Annotated in this window: 15 protein-coding genes; 4 read left to right on the forward strand and 11 right to left on the reverse strand. The window is 45.5% G+C overall.

The genetic code is table 11. From position 1 onward, the window contains the following. Nucleotides 1–39: 39 nt before the first annotated feature. The 4 genes from BpJC4_RS07215 to glcD form a co-directional block, all read right to left on the reverse strand. Entirely contained in the window at nt 40–2,157 is a 2,118-nt protein-coding gene (locus tag BpJC4_RS07215) for a glycosyltransferase family 39 protein (protein WP_151697714.1), read from the reverse strand. A gap of 414 nt (nt 2,158–2,571) precedes the next feature. Further along, complete coding sequence (locus BpJC4_RS07220; RefSeq protein WP_151679787.1) at nt 2,572–3,198, reverse strand: LysE/ArgO family amino acid transporter; 627 nt, start codon at nt 3,196–3,198, stop codon at nt 2,572–2,574. A 135-nt stretch (nt 3,199–3,333) separates the two neighbouring features. After that, the gene (locus BpJC4_RS07225) at nt 3,334–4,689 is read right to left on the reverse strand and encodes a (Fe-S)-binding protein (RefSeq protein ID WP_371862163.1); all 1,356 of its coding nucleotides are present in this window, start codon (nt 4,687–4,689) and stop codon (nt 3,334–3,336) included. Further along, complete coding sequence (gene glcD / locus BpJC4_RS07230; RefSeq protein ID WP_151679786.1) at nt 4,686–6,095, reverse strand: glycolate oxidase subunit GlcD; 1,410 nt, start codon at nt 6,093–6,095, stop codon at nt 4,686–4,688. The genes BpJC4_RS07225 and glcD overlap by 4 nt, the downstream gene beginning before the upstream one ends. 167 nt (nt 6,096–6,262) lie before the next feature. Here glcD and BpJC4_RS07235 point away from each other — a divergent pair, with 167 nt between their 5' ends. Then, a complete protein-coding gene (locus tag BpJC4_RS07235) occupies nt 6,263–7,348 on the forward strand; it encodes a CdaR family transcriptional regulator (protein WP_151679785.1) in 1,086 nt (361 codons plus the stop codon). Between the two features lie 254 nt (nt 7,349–7,602). On the opposite strand, the gene BpJC4_RS07240 is transcribed toward BpJC4_RS07235, so the two are convergent. Further along, the gene (locus BpJC4_RS07240; protein WP_014097945.1) at nt 7,603–9,027 is read right to left on the reverse strand and encodes a multicopper oxidase family protein; all 1,425 of its coding nucleotides are present in this window, start codon (nt 9,025–9,027) and stop codon (nt 7,603–7,605) included. Between the two features lie 177 nt (nt 9,028–9,204). On the opposite strand from BpJC4_RS07240, the gene BpJC4_RS07245 reads away from it, so the two are divergent. Further along, on the forward strand, nt 9,205–9,645 hold the full coding sequence (locus BpJC4_RS07245; RefSeq protein WP_013859723.1) for an Hsp20/alpha crystallin family protein: 441 nt from the start codon (nt 9,205–9,207) through the stop codon (nt 9,643–9,645). Nucleotides 9,646–9,683: 38 nt separating this feature from the next. Here BpJC4_RS07245 and BpJC4_RS07250 read toward each other — a convergent pair whose 3' ends face one another. From BpJC4_RS07250 to BpJC4_RS07270, 5 genes are all read right to left on the reverse strand, one after another. After that, nucleotides 9,684–10,076 carry a DsrE/DsrF/DrsH-like family protein gene (locus BpJC4_RS07250; RefSeq protein ID WP_013859724.1) on the reverse strand — a complete coding sequence of 131 codons (393 nt, stop codon included), beginning with the start codon at nt 10,074–10,076 and terminating at the stop codon, nt 9,684–9,686. Nucleotides 10,077–10,089: 13 nt separating this feature from the next. After that, nucleotides 10,090–10,323: a glutaredoxin family protein gene (locus BpJC4_RS07255; protein WP_013859725.1), complete on the reverse strand. Its 234-nt coding sequence runs from the start codon at nt 10,321–10,323 to the stop codon at nt 10,090–10,092. Nucleotides 10,324–10,511: 188 nt separating this feature from the next. After that, complete coding sequence (locus BpJC4_RS07260; protein ID WP_151679784.1) at nt 10,512–10,871, reverse strand: rhodanese-like domain-containing protein; 360 nt, start codon at nt 10,869–10,871, stop codon at nt 10,512–10,514. Nucleotides 10,872–10,886: 15 nt separating this feature from the next. Continuing rightward, on the reverse strand, nt 10,887–12,827 hold the full coding sequence (locus BpJC4_RS07265) for a CoA-disulfide reductase (RefSeq protein ID WP_026683220.1): 1,941 nt from the start codon (nt 12,825–12,827) through the stop codon (nt 10,887–10,889). Nucleotides 12,828–12,989: 162 nt separating this feature from the next. Then, nucleotides 12,990–13,244: an SHOCT domain-containing protein gene (locus tag BpJC4_RS07270; RefSeq protein WP_014097942.1), complete on the reverse strand. Its 255-nt coding sequence runs from the start codon at nt 13,242–13,244 to the stop codon at nt 12,990–12,992. Nucleotides 13,245–13,657: 413 nt separating this feature from the next. Here BpJC4_RS07270 and BpJC4_RS07275 point away from each other — a divergent pair, with 413 nt between their 5' ends. Continuing rightward, entirely contained in the window at nt 13,658–14,893 is a 1,236-nt protein-coding gene (locus BpJC4_RS07275) for a type II restriction enzyme NmeDI-related protein (protein ID WP_151697715.1), read from the forward strand. A 91-nt stretch (nt 14,894–14,984) separates the two neighbouring features. On the opposite strand, the gene BpJC4_RS07280 is transcribed toward BpJC4_RS07275, so the two are convergent. Then, a complete protein-coding gene (locus tag BpJC4_RS07280; protein ID WP_172968350.1) occupies nt 14,985–15,560 on the reverse strand; it encodes a peroxiredoxin family protein in 576 nt (191 codons plus the stop codon). Between the two features lie 240 nt (nt 15,561–15,800). Between BpJC4_RS07280 and BpJC4_RS07285 the strand changes: the two genes are divergently transcribed. After that, the coding region (locus BpJC4_RS07285; protein ID WP_151697716.1) for an SH3 domain-containing protein at nt 15,801–16,240 on the forward strand (440 nt) is incomplete at its 3' end.

Raw genomic sequence — 16,240 nt, forward strand, 5'->3', positions numbered from 1 at the left:
AAAAAACCGGCCCATCCCCGGAGCCGGTTTCGGTAAAATTTATCCCTCATATACATACAACGTTTCGATGCCACCAAAGTGACCGCCAAAATTCGTTTGGCTGTTTGAACTATCTTTCCATTCGCTCTCAGGTACTTTTTTGCAATGGGTTTTGATCCAATTCGTCACGCTGCTTTGGCTGCCGCCCATGCGGAAATCGTTACCTGAGATTAAGAAATATTTCACTTTGCCCGACTTCACCATTTTTTCGAGCTTCTCAGGCGTCAATGCCGGGTCGCTGCCGGAAAAGCCGCCCATTGCCATCACAGCATAATCAGTCTTCAACATGTATGCTTCGGCGGTTTGTGCGCTTTCCGTTGCAAGAAAGTACGTTTCACCATTGTAATGCATTTTCAAATAAGAAAGCAGTTTGGTGTTGACCTGTCTTTCGCCAAAATTGCCTTGTTTTGCTTGGGATGCATTCCCTGTTGGCGGCGTCCCCGCATCCTGATTCAGCGAAGAACCGAAATTCGGCGGCTGCATATGGCCGCGGTTACTCATATCACCGTTAAAACTTCCTCCTGCCATGCCGCCGGGCTCCTGCACATTGCCATCCCGAGCCATCGCCATTCCCTTTCCAAATGAAGCGGAGCCCGGCCCGGCTATCGGCGTGGATGCGTTATTCGTTTTGCCAATCGTCAGCACCGTCCAGTAAAACGGCATGGCAAGCATTCCGACAAGGCTGAGCATCCCAAAAATACGGGCGGTTTTCGGCTGGTGCTTCATCGCCAGCAGTACGGCGAGCACGAACCCGGCCATAATTGTACAGAAAATCCAAATTGAATCAATGGAATCTTTATTTTGGTAAAGGATGAGCGCCTCAAAAAGGAACGTTGCAAGCACGCCCGCCGGCAGAAGCCAGTTTTTCCAATCCTTTTCGTTTTGGTAAAAATCCCAAAGCAGTGTCCAGCCGATCCCGACCAATGCTGCAATGGCAGGCCCCATCATGCTTAAATAATACTGATGGAAAAATTGAGCCACAGAGAAAAACGCCATCATCGGCAGGAGCCAGGCGAGCCAGAACAGAGCGAATTTATGCTGCATGGTAAATTTCCTTGTTTTCCGCCAGCTGACAACGAGCGCAACCATAGTCATCAGCACAAACGGCATGAGCCAGCTGATTTGGCCGGATAACTCCGATTGAAAAAGGCGGAAAATGCTCGGCGTGCCTGTCCCAAACATGCCGCCCGTCTGCCCGTTCCGCATTTGTGGCATGTTTCTTTGCGCATTTGTGCCAGAATTTCCGTTTTGCGCGGTACTTGAGGAAGACTGGCTGCTGTTTTGCGCGGATGTTAAAGCTTTATCCGCATTCGCTTTATTTCCTCCGCTTTGGTTTCCGGTCAGCCGCTGGATCCCGTTATACCCGAAAGCAAGTTCCAGCACAGAGTTCGTTTGGCTGCTGCCGATATACGGCCTTTTGCTTGCCGGAATTGAATCGACAACTACCGCCCATGACAGCGACACGACGGCCAAAATGACTGTCGCTGAAGCCAGATGAAGGATTTTTTTCTTCCAATTCACTTTTGCTGCGACCAAGTAAAACAGATAAACCGCAGGAAGAACCATATAGGCCTGCAGCATCTTGATATTAAAACCGACCCCGACCAGCGCCATGCTCAGCAACAAGTAACGGAACTCCGCCTGATCTGCGGCTTTCATCAGTGCCCATGCTGCGATGAGAAGCGTCAAAATCAAAATGCTGTCGACATTGTTTGTACGCACGACCGCGACAAAAATCGGTGAACAGGCGAGCACAAGGCTGGAAACGAGCGCTGCAGTCCGCCCAAACTTTGGCTTGACAATCACATACATCAGCCATACCGAGAGGACGCCTGCCAAAGCTTCCGGAAACAACACGCTCCAGTCGCTCAAGCCGAAAATTTTTGCGCTTAAAACTTGTATCCATAATGCAACCGGCGGCTTATCGACCGTAATAAAACCGGCCGGGTCGAATGAGGCATAAAAGAAAGCGTGGAAACTTTTCATCATGCTTTTGACCGCAACCGTATAATATTCATTTGAACCTGCATTTTGCAGATTGTAAAAATTTAAGACGGCTGAGAAGGCGAGTATTGCTGCCAGCCAGCAATCGATCCGGTTTTTCCATTTGCTTATCATCTTCATTCTCCTGTTTTGCTGTATTTTTTATTGGCTGAAGAGCCCGATGCTTGTGGTTTCGCGTTTCATTTCGCGTATCCCGTATGTGCCGCGGACAATCATGTAGCCTGTCTTTTGTTTCATCCCTGCTGCCGTCATTGACAAAAAAAGTTCATCGTTTGCCGGCCCAGTCCATCACTTTTTTCAAGCGCCGGTTCGTCAATTGAATGACTTCTGCTTCATTGAAAACCGGGACAACGACAGAATACATCACATCTGATTCATCGAACCATCCTTTCTATCCGGGCTTTTCCATTTTAAATGAGTGTAATGGGAAAAGCTTAAGATAATCTTAAAATCCGTTTTAAAAAAAAAGACCCCAGCTTGGCTGGATTCCTGGCACACAACACCGTCGAAACATGATTTAATAGGTCTTCAGATCAAGTGGAATGCTTTTAAAAATTCTTTCGCAATCAAAACGGCCACACCCCATATCACGAGTGCTGAAATTTTGTTGATGCGCACGAGACATTTTCCTGTTGTATCGAGACTTCCCATGACCCTTCCGGCAACGGCGAGGCTGAAAAACCAGATCCATGAAACGGCGATGCAGGCAATGGCAAAAGCCCACCTTGCATTGCCCGTGTAAGCAATCGCGCTCGTGCCGATCACACCGATCGTATCGAGTATTGCATGCGGGTTTAACAGTGAAACCGAGAGAGCAAAGGCGATCTGCTTTTTTGCGGGCAGCGTATGTTCGTGCCCGCTTTCTTTGGCCGGGGATGCCCGCCAAATCGACCACCCCATATAAAGCAGAAAGAAAAAGCCGATGCCGTATAACACGATTTGCAGCCAGGAAAATTCAAGAATCACGACAGATACGCCGAGAATAGCAAGCGAGATCAGCACTGTATCACAAAGCGAGGCAGTCAGGACAACCGGCAGGCTTTTTGTGAAATTAGGCTGCAGCGCCCCCTGGTTAAACACAAATACATTTTGCGGGCCGAGCGGCAAAATCAGCCCGAAAGCAAGGATAAAACCGTGAAGAAAAGTTGCGAACATTTTAAACCCTCCGTATCAAAATTCACATACTCTCATTCTAACAAAACATCCGCCCGCTGAGTACGCATAAGAGGGTTGAATACCATTAAAGCCGGTTCGAATGTCAGTCGATCCGGCTTCCTTAATCAATCGCGATTATTTAATAACTGCCGCCGCTTCAGCTTCAGCCTCCACCGCTTCAAGCAGCAGATCCGCAATATGCACTGCACGCACTTTTCCGGACAAGCCCAACCGTTCAATGCCGAGCTTCATCTGCAGAAGGCAGCCCGGGTTGGCGGTGACAATCGTTTCGGCGTGTGTTGCTTTTGCATTTTCCATTTTATGGTCTAAAATCTGCATTGACATCTCAGATTCTACAATATTGTAAATCCCGGCTGATCCGCAGCAGTGGTCCGCTTCTTTCATTTCCCGGTACTCAACATTTTCGATCGACTTCAGCAAAAGCCGCGGTTCCGAAAAAGTTTTCATCACATTGCGCAAATGGCATGAATCCTGGTACGTCACTACCTGCTCAGGCAAGCTGAGTTTCCGTTTATGGAAGCCCAATTCCACAAGAACAGCCGAAATATCTTTCACTTTACTTGAAAATTCGGCTGCCCGTTCCGCCCATTCCGGGTCATCTTTTAAAAGGTTGCCGTAGTCAATTAAATACGCGCCGCATCCCCCGGCGTTCGTAATAATATAGTCAACATTCAGATCTTCAAAAGCCCGGATATTGCGCTTTGCCAGGTCTTTTGCCATTTCTTTCTCACCGCCGTGCCCGTGCAGCGCGCCGCAGCATTCCTGGTTTTGCGGGATGACAATCTCACAGCCTGCCATCTTGAGCAGTTTCATCGTCGCATCATTCGTTTTCATAAACATCGTATCCATCAGGCAGCCAGTAAAAAAGGCGACGCGTTTTTTCACGTCTTTTTTTGGCATCAAGTGCGACGGGCGATGTTTCATTTCTTTCATCGTCGGGATTTTCGGCAGCACTTTTTCCATGGAAGCAAGGTTTTTCGGCAAAAGCTTCAAGGCGCCGGTTGCATGCGCCACTTTTTGCAGGCCGCTCCGCTGGTAAAACCCGATCAGCCCCGTTAAAAATCGCATCCGGTTCTGATGCAGGAACAGCTCTTCAAAAACCGCTTTGCGGAGCACTTTCACCGGCAGGGACTGCTTCTTTTTCTTGCTCTGTTGGATAATGTCGCGCGCTTCTTCCAGCAAATGCCCATAATTGACGCCGGACGGGCACACAGATTCGCACGCCCGGCATCCGAGGCATAAATTCAATGTGCGTTCGACATCTTCATCCGGTTCAATTATTCCGTCCACCATCGCCTTCATTAATGCAATACGCCCCCGCGGCGAATGGGATTCCTTGAATCCGGATTCAATATACGTCGGGCATGACGGCAGGCAGAAGCCGCATCGCATGCAGTTGAGCAGCTGATCCTGATCCATCCGTTCTTTAAATTTTTTCTGAATTTCCTTTTGTTGTTCTGCTGTAATCATTTCATCATCACCACACGATTTGTTTCTTTTGCAAAGACTTTGCCTGGATTTAAAATATGGTTCGGATCAAGCGCATTTTTAATCGCCTTCATTACTTCAATGCCTGTATGCCCGAGCTTCCATTCCAAATACGGCGCTTTTGCTACGCCGACGCCATGCTCACCGGTAATGGTCCCGCCGAGTTCAATCGCTTTTTGGAAAATTTCCGCAAACGCTTTTTCTACCCGCTCCATTTCATCTTTATCCCGGATATCGGCGAGGCAGGTTGGGTGCAGGTTCCCGTCCCCAGCATGGCCGAATGTCCCGATATTGAGCCCGTATTTTTCGGCAATCCCATTAATCGCGACAACCATTTTTGCAATTTCCGAGCGCGGCACGGTCGCATCTTCCAAAATCGTTGTCGGTTTCAGCCGGGCGAGCGCGGATAAAGCGGTCCTTCTTGCCGTCATCAGCGCTTCCGCATGCTCAGGGGACTTTGCCACCTGGACATCCACCGCCTTTTCTGCGCGGCAGATTTCCGCCATTTTTTCAATATCGCGTTCAACAACTTCTTCCGGCCCATCCTGCTCAATTAAAAGCACAGCTTTTACATTCGTAGGCAGCCCGATGTGCGCAAAAGCTTCCACCGCCTGCAGCGTCGGCTGGTCCAGAAATTCCAGTGTCGCCGGGATGATCCGGCTGGCGATAATATTGGATACCGTTTGCGCGCACGCTTCGATATCCTGATAGAGTGCAAGCATCGTCTTTTTCGTTTCCGGCATCGGCACAAGTTTCAAGGTCGCTTCCGTAAGAATGGCCAAAGTACCTTCCGAGCCGACCAAAAGCCGCGTCAAATCATAACCGGCCACATCTTTTGCCAGCTTGCCCCCGGTGCGGATGATCTCACCGTTTGCGAGCACGGCTTCAAGCGCCAGCACATAATCGCGCGTCACACCGTATTTCAAGCCGCGCAAGCCACCCGAATTTTCATTTATATTGCCGCCGATCGTCGAGATTTTCATGGAACTTGGGTCCGGCGGGTAAAACAGCCCCTTTTCTTCAACCGCTTTGATCATATCAAGCGTAATGACGCCGGGCTGCACCGTCACCGTCAGATTTTCTTCATCAATTTCCAAAATCTTGTTCATATGCTTAAACAACAGCACGATGCCGCCTTCTATCGGGCATGTGCCGGCACAAAGGTTGGAGCCCGACCCGCGCGGCACAATAGGAATCCGGTGTTTGTTGCAAATTTTTACGATTTTCTGCACTTCTTCTTTATTGCGCGGCGCCACGACCGCATCCGGCATTGACTGAAACTGCGGGCTTGCATCATACGAATACACAAGCCTGCCCGCCTTCGAATCATCGTAATTTTCCGGGCCAACAATTTGCTGCAGTTTTTCTTTTATATCGGCTTGAATCATCAAACCTTCCCCCCGTTCTGCAAATTTTCAATATTTTAACGAGAAAAATATTGTTTTGTGCTTCATTTTATGATAAAGCTAAAAGTGCAAGAATGATATAGATAAAAATACAAAGTTTAGCGGTTACTATTGGTTGATTTTTAAATTTATATACAAAGGTGGTCAACATGCTGTTGTTTCCAAAAATTGCCGGAAAAATCGTGAATGAAGTGCAGTCGGTGATGGATGAGGATATTATTGTTGTGGACGAAAACGGGGTGATCATGGCCTCGACGCAAAAAGACCGGATTGGAAACTTCCATATGGGGGCACAGAAAGTTTTTCAAACGAACAAAAAATTGTATATTGATGAAGAAATGGCGGCGCAAATGGAAGGGGTGCGGATGGGGATCAATATGCCGATCCGGTTCGAAGGGAGGACGATTGGCGTTATCGGCGTCACCGGCAATCCGAAAGAAGTCGAACATTATGCGGAGCTGATCCGCCGGCTGACGGAGCTTATTATTCAGGAAACCGTCCATGCTGAACAAGCACAGTCCAAAACGAGGGGGCTCGAGGCATATTTCTACGAATGGGCGACAGTAAAGGCGTATGACCAGCATTTCGTTGAACGGGGACTGATGCTTGGGATTCCGATGCAGGTGCCTCACATCTGCTGTTTTTTAAAAATGGCGGTGCCGCCATCGGGGGAAACAGAAATATTTGAACGGCTGCAATCCTATATTGAAACGGACCGCGACATGATTGTGCACTGGGGTCCGGGGTTGTTTTTGCTGCTGAAAAGCGTGGAAGCGCCGTTTTCAAAAGAACGGTTTTATGGGCAATTGGAAGATTTTAAGCGGCGATTTGCGCCAAATTGCGCAGTCGGGGTCGGAAAAACAGCCGATACATATGTGATCCGCCAGTCGTTCAAAGAAGCACAGAAAGCTTTGAAAGTTGCCGGAAAAAAAGGCGGTATTGTGTTTTATGAAGACCTGCTCCTTGATCTGCTGATAGAAGAAGTGTCGGAAGAGGCGCGCCAGGAGTATTTGCAAAAAACAATCGCGAAACTGCAGGAACATGCGGGCCTCGCAGAAACATTGCAAGCCTATCTTGCAAACAACCTGTCGCTGAAAGAAACAGCCGCACAGCTCCATGTGCATATTAATACGCTCCATTACAGGCTGAAGCAAATCACCGAAGTCACGGGCATTGATCCGAAAACAGCGGAAGGCATTGCACTGTTTTATTTGGCGGTACATTTGGCGGAGTAGAAGATTTTTCACTGAAAGCGTAACGGAGCTGTCCCAAAAGCCCCATTTAAGTAGGAATTTTGCTCTAACGGTCGTGACACAGCTTCTCAAAGCCGTTTCTCCAGAGATTTTTGCTCTAATGATCCTGACAAAGCTTCTCTGAACCGTTTCCTCGGGAAAATTTTGCTCTAAACAAGAAAACCCTTTGAGAAAAAGTAATTTCTCAACGGGTTTTCTTGTTTAAAAAGGACTTTTGCGAGAACTCCCTTTCTGGCTTATTTCACTTCAAACTGCCCCATCATGCCAAGGTCTTCATGTTCGAGGATATGGCAGTGATACATATAAATGCCTTTAAACGGGAACCGCATTATCACTTTCACCGTATCTCCCGGATTGACGAGCACTGTATCTTTCCAGCCCTGCTCATTTGCAGGCGGCGTTTTGCCGTTTATGCTCAAAATCTGGAACTGGACACCGTGGACATGGAACGGGTGCACCATTTTTTTCGTCCCCATGGAAGTTGAAGCGTTTTTGATTTCCCAAATTTCGATGGAATGCAGTTTCACTGTTTCATCAATGTGGTTCATATCCATTTGCTTGCCGTTGATGCTGACATTCGGGCCCATGCCGCTCATCACAAATTTGCGGGTTTTGACCGCTTTTGAATCCGGGATTTTCTTAATGGTTGCAAGTTTCCTTGGGACGCTGTAAGATTTTGTGTATTTGCCTTTAACTTTAAAATACATCAGCGTTTCTTTTCCGTTTTTCAACTGGAGCATACCGCCGTCTCTTAGCTTGGAAAAATCAACAAGGATTTCCGCGCGCTCTCCGGCTGAAAGTGTCAGTTTTTTCATTTTCACCGGCGATGCAAGGAACCCGCCGTCAGATGCAATTTGCGTAAATGTTTGGTTGCCGCTTAGGTGCAGATTATACGTCCTGCCGTTTGAGCCGTTTAAAATCCGGAGGCGGACAAGACCGCGTTTGACTGTCAATTGCGGCTGGATTACGCCGTTGACGAGTTCGGTCGTGCCCTGAAAGCCGAATACTTGGTCGTTCATGTCCAATTTATAGGACAATTGCCCGTTTTTCGTAAAACGGCGGTCCTGCAGCACGAGCGGAAAATCGTTTTTTCCGTAGTCTTTCGGGATATCTAGTTTCTCCGAATTTTGATCATCGACATAAATCAGCCCGGCCAGGCCTTTATAAACCTGTTCACCCGTCTTTCCCATCGGGTGCGGATGGTACCAAAGCGTGGCTGCCTGCTGGCTTACGGTAAAGCTGACTTTCCACGTTTTGCCCGGCAAAATCGTATTATGTGGGCCTCCGTCTGCGGAACCCGGTACCAGAAGGCCATGCCAGTGTACCGTTGTCACTTCTTTTAAGTCGTTTTTTACTGTCATATTGACCTTTTCGCCTTTTCTCACCCTGATCACAGGACCTAAATAATTGCCGTTATACCCGTATGTCGTTGACGTTTTTCCAGCTATAAATTCTTTTTTGCCATGCTGTGCGGTTAAAGTGAAATCCGCCACATCCGGATCCGGATTGGTGTCTTTAAGCACCGCCGGAATCGGCAGTGCAGGATGCTGCGCGTCTTTTTGCTCCGCGCTCTTTTTCACGTGCCAACTGTAAAAAACGGCACCCCCGATGATCACGATAGCCAATAGGATAATGGCTGTTATCCATACTCTCTTTTTCATATTACCCCTGCTTTTTGTTATTTTTATGTTCGGTATCATCTTAACGTTTTTTTGTGCAGGAGTTCTATTAATAAGTTTTGACGCTTTTGTGAACAAATTTATTTTGAATAGTATCTTTGTTTTAAACCGATTTCAGCAGGGTATAATGATAGTGTAAGTAGAAGGAGGGATTTTGAGATGTTTGATTTAATGCCATTCAGAAGGAATGAAGATGTTTTCGAACGTATGCTTAAGACCTTCAATGATATGTTTGACACAAATGCTTTAACACCGTTCAACGGTAATGCCAACTCGTTCCGGACAGATATTACTGAAAAAGAAGATGCTTATCTCGTTGAAGCGGAATTGCCTGGCTTTTCCAAAGAAGACATTACGATTGATGTGAACAATAACTATTTAACGATCCGCGCAAAACGCGACCAAATGGAAGAAAGCAAAGACGAAAAAAATAAAGTCATTCGGCAGGAACGCCGCTACGGCGAATTCGTCCGGCAGTTCTATGTCGACAATATTAAAGAAGACGAAATCAGCGCCACCCTTGATAACGGCGTCCTGAAAATCAACATCCCGAAGAAAACGAAAGAAGGTTCATCCGGAAAAAGGATTGAAATTCAATAAAAAAGAGCGGGGACTCGAGGGAGAGTCTCCGCTCTTTTTCAAAACGCCAGCGTTACATCCGCATCTTTTGCGTATTCGAGAAAAGTGACAGCGCCGCCGACTTCAGTGCCGTCGATAAAATCTTCTTTCTTCAGGCCCATGACATCCATTGTCATCTGGCAGGCGATGAATTTTACACCCAGGTCTTTTGCTATTTCAACGAGTTCAGGAATAGAAGGGGTGTTGCTTTTCGCAAAACCTTCCGCATAGTTTTCTTTTCCTTCCGGCATCGGCAAATTTTTATGCACTTCTTTATGGATGAGGTTCAATCCTTCAAATGTGAAAAAGATGGCCACCTCCATGTCGGACGCTGCCCCTGCTGTTGCAATGTTAAATACTTTATAGGCATCAAACAATCCGCCGTTGCTTGCAATGATCGCTACTTTTCCCATGTTTCATCTCTCCTCAATTTTGTAATGCCTGCATAATGCCTTCCGGGTCAAAACCGATCACCCATTTGCCGTTGATTTCGGTTTGTGGAACGCCAATCTGCCCGGTTGTTGCGACAAGTTTCCGCATCATCGCAGGGTCCCTTTCCACATTTACTTCTCTGTAAGGAATGTTCTGTCCGTTTAAAAAGTTTTTTAGCATCGCGCAAAACGGGCAATGCGTCGTAGTATAAACTGTTACATTGTTCATCTGTCTTCTCTCCTTTTTGTTTTACAAGGGGTATCTCCAATGCTGTTTCATAAAAAATCAGCGGTTCTCATGCTTTTATCAGCGGTTTTTGGAAAATATCAGCGGAAATTCAATACATATCAGCACTTCTTACCTATTTATCAGTGGACTGCCCGAATTATACAGGGAGGGGTATCTGGCATCCCAAGCTATCTCCACGCTGACATGCCGCCTTTTACATTTGTGATCTGCTTAAATCCCTGTTTCTTTAAAATTTTGCATGCTTTGCTGCTTCTCATCCCGCTTCGGCAGATGACCACCACTTCTTTGTCTTTCGAAAGCTGTGCGGATTTTTCGGCCAGCTGGTGCAAAGGGATGTTTTTAAATTCTTTGATGTGGTTCCCTTTGAACTCTGCAGGCGTTCGCACATCAATAAATTGCTTCCCTTTATCTTTTAATTCATTCTTTAACGTTGCTGTGGTGATCTGCCTGACCCCTTTTGCCGGGATCAGGCGGGGAATCACAAGCAGCACGATCAATACCAGGATGACAATATTTAAGATCGTCATATTGCGCCTCCGCTATTATTTTTTCTGAATCCAGAATTTAATCGTTGGTCCGTCTTGTTCGGTTTTCAAAATTTGATGGCCTGCATTTCTTGACCATGCCGGAAGATCATTGAGCGCGCCTCTGTCTGTTGCATGCAGTTCAAGCACTTCGCCGCTTTTAATTGTTTCGATGCCTTTTTTCAAGCGGATCACCGGCATCGGGCAAACCAGACCGCTCACATCCAGTACTTTATCCGCCTGTACTTCACCTGTAACTTCCGTTTCGCCTCTGTCATTCACAGTCGTTTTGCTGTCATTTTCAATGTTGCTTCCAAACACGCCGGAGTATGTTTTCCATCCACCGTCCACGTTTTTCACGTCAAAACCGTTGTTTTTCAGAATCCTCGTAGCCAAATAGCCGCGCAAACCAACCTGGCAGCTGACATAAACGGTTTTGTCTTTCGGAATTTCATCGAGCCTGTCCCTTAATTCGTTCAGCGGAATATTGATCGATCCTTTGATATGGCCGAATTCGCGTTCTATCGGTTCCCGGACGTCTATCAAAATCCCGTCATCTTCAATGATCTTGTCAATTTCATGCCACTGGACATGTTCGAGTTCCCCGTTCATGAGATTGGTAGCGACATAGCCAGCCATGTTGACCGGGTCTTTCGCAGAAGAATATGGCGGAGCATAGGAAAGTTCCAGGTTCGTCAAATCTTCAACAGTTAAGCCGCCTTTAATGGCCGTCGCAATGACATCGATCCGTTTATCAGCGCCGTCCGTACCGACCGCCTGTGCTCCGAAAATTTTTCCAGTATCTTTGTCAAAAATCAGTTTCAAGGAAATCGGCGTGGCGCCCGGATAATAGCCGGCATGCGAACTCGGATGAATATGGACGACTTCGTATGACACGCCAAGCCGTTTCAGCGTTTTTTCGTTATTGCCGGTTACCGCAACAGAGAGGTCAAATACTTTTGCAATCGAAGTGCCGAGCGTCCCCTCGTATTTTTCCTTTTTGCCCATGATGTTATTGGCGGCAATGCGCCCTTGCCGGTTTGCCGGTCCCGCAAGCGGGATCATTGTCTTGTTTCCGTTGATGTAATCCACAACTTCTACCGCATCACCGACTGCGTAAATATCTTCATTTGAAGTTTGCAAGTATTCGTTAACAACAATGCCGCCGCGCCCGCCCAAAGCAAGGCCCGTATCCTTTGCCAATTGGTTTTCCGGACGGACGCCGATCGCCAAAATCGTCATATCCGTTTCAATTTCTGTCCCGTCTGATAAAATCACTTTTTTTCCTTCATTTGCAAAAGCTTGAAGCCCGTTTTCCAACACAAGGCGGACGCCTTTTTCTTTCAAATGGTTGTGTACAAGGCTCGCCATTTCATAATCGATTGGCGCCATCACTTGGTTTGCCATCTCTACGATTGTCACTTGAATCCCGCGATGTGCAAGGTTTTCCGACATTTCAAGGCCGATAAAACCGCCGCCAATAATCACTGCACGTTCCGGTTTTTCCTGATCCACAAAGTTTTTGATGCGATCCGTATCCGGGATATTGCGAAGCGTAAAGAGCGTTTTGTTTTCTCCCAGCCCCGGAACAGGCGGCACAATCGGGCGTGCACCCGGGGACAAGAGCAGCTTGTCGTACGTTTCTTCGTACACTTCATTGGTCCGCAAGTTTTGTATGGTGACAGCCTTCTTCTCCGGATCAATTTTTGTTACTTCGCTTAAAGTGCGGATATCTATATTGAACCGTTTCGACATGCCCTCAACCGTCTGCACAAGAAGATTGCTGCGGTCCTTGATCGTTTCGCCGATATAGTACGGCAATCCACAGTTTGCGAAAGAGATGTATTCACCGCGTTCCACAAGAACGATTTGGATGTCTTCACTCAGCCTTCTGAGTCTGGCGGCAGCGGTTGCCCCGCCGGCTACACCTCCTACGATGATCACTTTCTTTACAGCCATGATATTTACCTCCTAATGATCTGTCTAAATACCCATATAGGTATATTGGAAACCAAAAAATAATTTGATTTTTATTTAACTTGGTATTTACAAAACTCATTTTATACCCCTATAGGTATATTGTCAATAAAATTTAACGAAAAAGGAGCCAATTGCAGCCCCTTATTCCGCCAAGTCTTTCTTCATTTTCTTAAATTCTTCTTCCGTGATCTCGCCTTTTGCATACCGTTCCCGCAATATTTCCAGGCTACGGTCTTCTTTCGGATGAACCCCGAAATCTTTTTCGCTTACTTTTTTAATGCCAATTACAATCAAATAAATAATTAATATGAAAATCAACAGCTGGACGATCATGCCAATCATCCCGAAAACGCCCATCATGCCGTATCCACCGTACTCATTGTACCACATATGCATAGACAAGCATCCTTTCATTTTTAATTTTCGCTCTCCAAATTATATTTCGATCTTCATACTTAATGTATCACCTTTTTCTAAAAAATTCCTTAAACATGCTTATATTGGCCTGTAATGGCTTCCAACTAATTCTTTGTTTTTCGAGGAATATCCGCAACGTCCAGAACAAGCTGAGAAATGCCGGTTTTCGGTATATCATACTTTGATCACCGTTTGGGGAGTGGGGTATAAGGGGTTGTGGACCCAAAAAGATTTTTTATCTCATAATTAGACAGTGTGGATTACTTCATTTTTTATCATCAATTGTCTCTGTAACAAATTTTTTCTTTACCACTCGTTCCCCGCCTCTATTTTTTAGATATAATATTAGTATAATTTAGTAAAATTGCCATTTTTAAAAAGGAGTTTTATCAATGGAAGACATCATCAACACCTATAAAAATGACCCCGAGTCCGTATACCACACTTGGTTCTTAAATAATGATGATAGATTAAAAGCTTTCCGGTCCATTAGAAAAAGCCTGGCAAAGGTTATAGATGAAATTGAAGAAGGCAAGTTTGGAAATGATTTTAAAGGTTCCAGTTTAGAAACGGTAGTGACGGCGATATCAGAACAGAAACAAATATTTGAAGGCGCCGCCCATGCATTTTTTTGGAAACCAAAACTGCGTATCCCGGATATTTACGAAAATGAGGCAAACAAAAAAGCGTTCGGGCGGTTTTTGAAAGCGTGCCTGAATGCAACAAATGAAAAACAAGTTTTGGATGAAATACGTGAATTGAATGGATACAACATAAAAGGGCTAGGACCGGCTGTTGCAAATATAATCTATTTTTTGCATCCGACTTTATTTCCTCCGTTTAATACAGCCATTGTGAAAGGCTTTAATTTGCTGTTCAGCCAAAAAATTAAACTCGGCTCCTGGCCTGAGTATTTAAAAATGAGGGAGATTATTCTCTTTAAAAATCAGGAATACCGTAACATGCTGTCCAAAGATTTGGGCGCTTTCGCCGGCCTTCTCTTTGAAATCGGATCGAACCGTTTAGTCATCGATGAAAATGCAAAACTTGTATTACAAAATGAACTGGATAAGCAGGTAAAAGCAATTGCACGCCGACATAAAGAAGTAGAGAAAGATATGGCGGAGGAAAACTCCCATTCAGAAATGCAATATGATCTTGCCAAATTAGGGCGGGCTTTAGGCTACAAAGTGTGGATAGCACGCAATGACCATAAAAGAAAATGGAACGGTGTAAGTTTAGGTGAGCTCTCCATTAAACACCTGGAGTTAAATCATGTCCCGCCTGCCGTATATGGTACCATTTCCCTTATCGATGTACTTTGGCTGGACAATGGAAACAATATCGTAAGCGGCTTTGAGGTAGAAAAAAGCACCACCATCTATTCGGGTATTTTAAGACTCAATGATCTCTCCCTTTCTATTGAAAAAGATTGCCGGCTCTATTTAGTGGCCCCGGAAAAAAGAGAAAAAGAAATCCAAGCCCAATTGTTAAGGCCCTCTTTCAAGAAAGCCGAATCTGTACCCATTTCGTATATTTTATTTAAAGATTTAAGATGCGACTGCGACGCCATGTGCAAATTTGGCAATGGCCTGTCTGTATTGGATAAAATCAGCAAATCCGTTTAATATGTCATCCAAAAAAGGGCTTGCCAAACGATAAGCCCTTTCTCATTTTTTCAGGGATAATTCTTCTTCTGTCATCCATTTTTCCTATTCTTTATTCTATATCCGCTGTCAACTCCGCCATCGTTTTTTCATCCATCGGCCCGATGATTTTATGCGTGATGATCCCTTTAAAATCAATAATATAACTGGTAGGAATGGTGAAAGCCTTGTACCGGCTGCTGACGGATCCGTTTAGATCATACAGGATTTGGAAAGTAAGGCCGTTTTTTTTCACGAAATTTAATGGGGCGTTCTCATTGGTTTCCGCATTGGTTAAATTGACAGCCAATATCTCCACATCTTGGTTTTTTTCATAAAACTTCTGCATATCCGGCATCTCGGCTTTACAGGGTGGACACCAGGAAGCCCAAAAATTCAATATTACTTTTTTTCCTTTAAAATCGGACAGCTTTACGGATTGTCCTCGTACATTCGTTAATTCAAAATCCGGCGCCGGCTTTCCTTCTTCTGCTTTCGGGGCAGTGGATACGGTTTGTGCCTTTGTAACGGCATGTTCTTTTTTCTCTGTTGTATTTTTTTCATCGAATGAGAACGGTTTCCGTAAATTCACAAACACAAGGAAAGCTGCTAAAAGCAGAATACCAGTGACCAGCATGGTTTTCTTCAAAGTTTCACGCTCCTTTTGTATTCAAAATTTATATCCTAATTTTATTTCTTATCGCATTTCTTCTATTTTTATTCATTGTATTCCTTAAATAGAAGCGCTTATGTTTCAGATTGAAAATACCTGTTTCTCTATTTATTGTTAAAAATTTCATGAGGTTTCCGATATAATAGATTGAAAGGGCACTCAGATGATAATTTTGGAGATTACGGCCCTGAAAAAATTTTATGAAAGGGGATTGAGATGAAAAAAAGTTTAGTCATCCCAACGTTATGCTTTGCCGTTATGTCTACCCCAGCTTTTACGAAAGCTGTCCAGAAACCATCGGGCAATGCGATAACCAAGTTCCTGCATCCGGCTGCAGTTGCTGCCGAAACGGCAACAAAATACGTAAAGGTAGATCAAGGATCCTCACTGCTTTTGCGTTCAAAAGCCTCAACGAAAGGATCCATTTTAGCAAGACTGCCAAGAGGGACGAGTGTTACCGTATACTCAACAGCGAATGGCTGGTCTAAAGTGAGGGCGCTGGGAAAAACAGGCTATGTCAGTGCACAATATTTATCATCAACTAAAATAACCAATGCTTCAACCAAAACCGTTACTAAATATGTCAATGTCGATCCCGGTTCCCATCTCCTGCTCCGGCAGAAAGCTTCAACCAACAGCGCGATCCTTGCCAGCCT

The sequence above is a fragment of the Weizmannia acidilactici genome, from assembly GCF_008974185.1.
Classification (GTDB): Bacteria; Bacillota; Bacilli; order Bacillales; family Bacillaceae_C; genus Weizmannia; species Weizmannia acidilactici.

Bases quoted from the DNA above. Each gene is read 5' to 3' on its own strand.
- BpJC4_RS07245 (WP_013859723.1), top strand. From the start codon at position 9,205: ATGTTTGATTTAATGCCATTCAGAAGGAATGAAGATGTTTTCGAACGT.
- BpJC4_RS07270 (WP_014097942.1), bottom strand. From the start codon at position 13,244: ATGCATATGTGGTACAATGAGTACGGTGGATACGGCATGATGGGCGTT.
- BpJC4_RS07265 (WP_026683220.1), bottom strand. From the start codon at position 12,827: ATGGCTGTAAAGAAAGTGATCATCGTAGGAGGTGTAGCCGGCGGGGCA.
- BpJC4_RS07220 (WP_151679787.1), bottom strand. From the start codon at position 3,198: ATGTTCGCAACTTTTCTTCACGGTTTTATCCTTGCTTTCGGGCTGATT.
- BpJC4_RS07225 (WP_371862163.1), bottom strand. From the start codon at position 4,689: ATGATTACAGCAGAACAACAAAAGGAAATTCAGAAAAAATTTAAAGAA.
- glcD (WP_151679786.1), bottom strand. From the start codon at position 6,095: ATGATTCAAGCCGATATAAAAGAAAAACTGCAGCAAATTGTTGGCCCG.
- BpJC4_RS07235 (WP_151679785.1), top strand. From the start codon at position 6,263: ATGCTGTTGTTTCCAAAAATTGCCGGAAAAATCGTGAATGAAGTGCAG.
- BpJC4_RS07215 (WP_151697714.1), bottom strand. From the start codon at position 2,157: ATGATAAGCAAATGGAAAAACCGGATCGATTGCTGGCTGGCAGCAATA.
- BpJC4_RS07255 (WP_013859725.1), bottom strand. From the start codon at position 10,323: ATGAACAATGTAACAGTTTATACTACGACGCATTGCCCGTTTTGCGCG.
- BpJC4_RS07250 (WP_013859724.1), bottom strand. From the start codon at position 10,076: ATGGGAAAAGTAGCGATCATTGCAAGCAACGGCGGATTGTTTGATGCC.
- BpJC4_RS07260 (WP_151679784.1), bottom strand. From the start codon at position 10,871: ATGACGATCTTAAATATTGTCATCCTGGTATTGATCGTGCTGCTTGTG.
- BpJC4_RS07275 (WP_151697715.1), top strand. From the start codon at position 13,658: ATGGAAGACATCATCAACACCTATAAAAATGACCCCGAGTCCGTATAC.
- BpJC4_RS07240 (WP_014097945.1), bottom strand. From the start codon at position 9,027: ATGAAAAAGAGAGTATGGATAACAGCCATTATCCTATTGGCTATCGTG.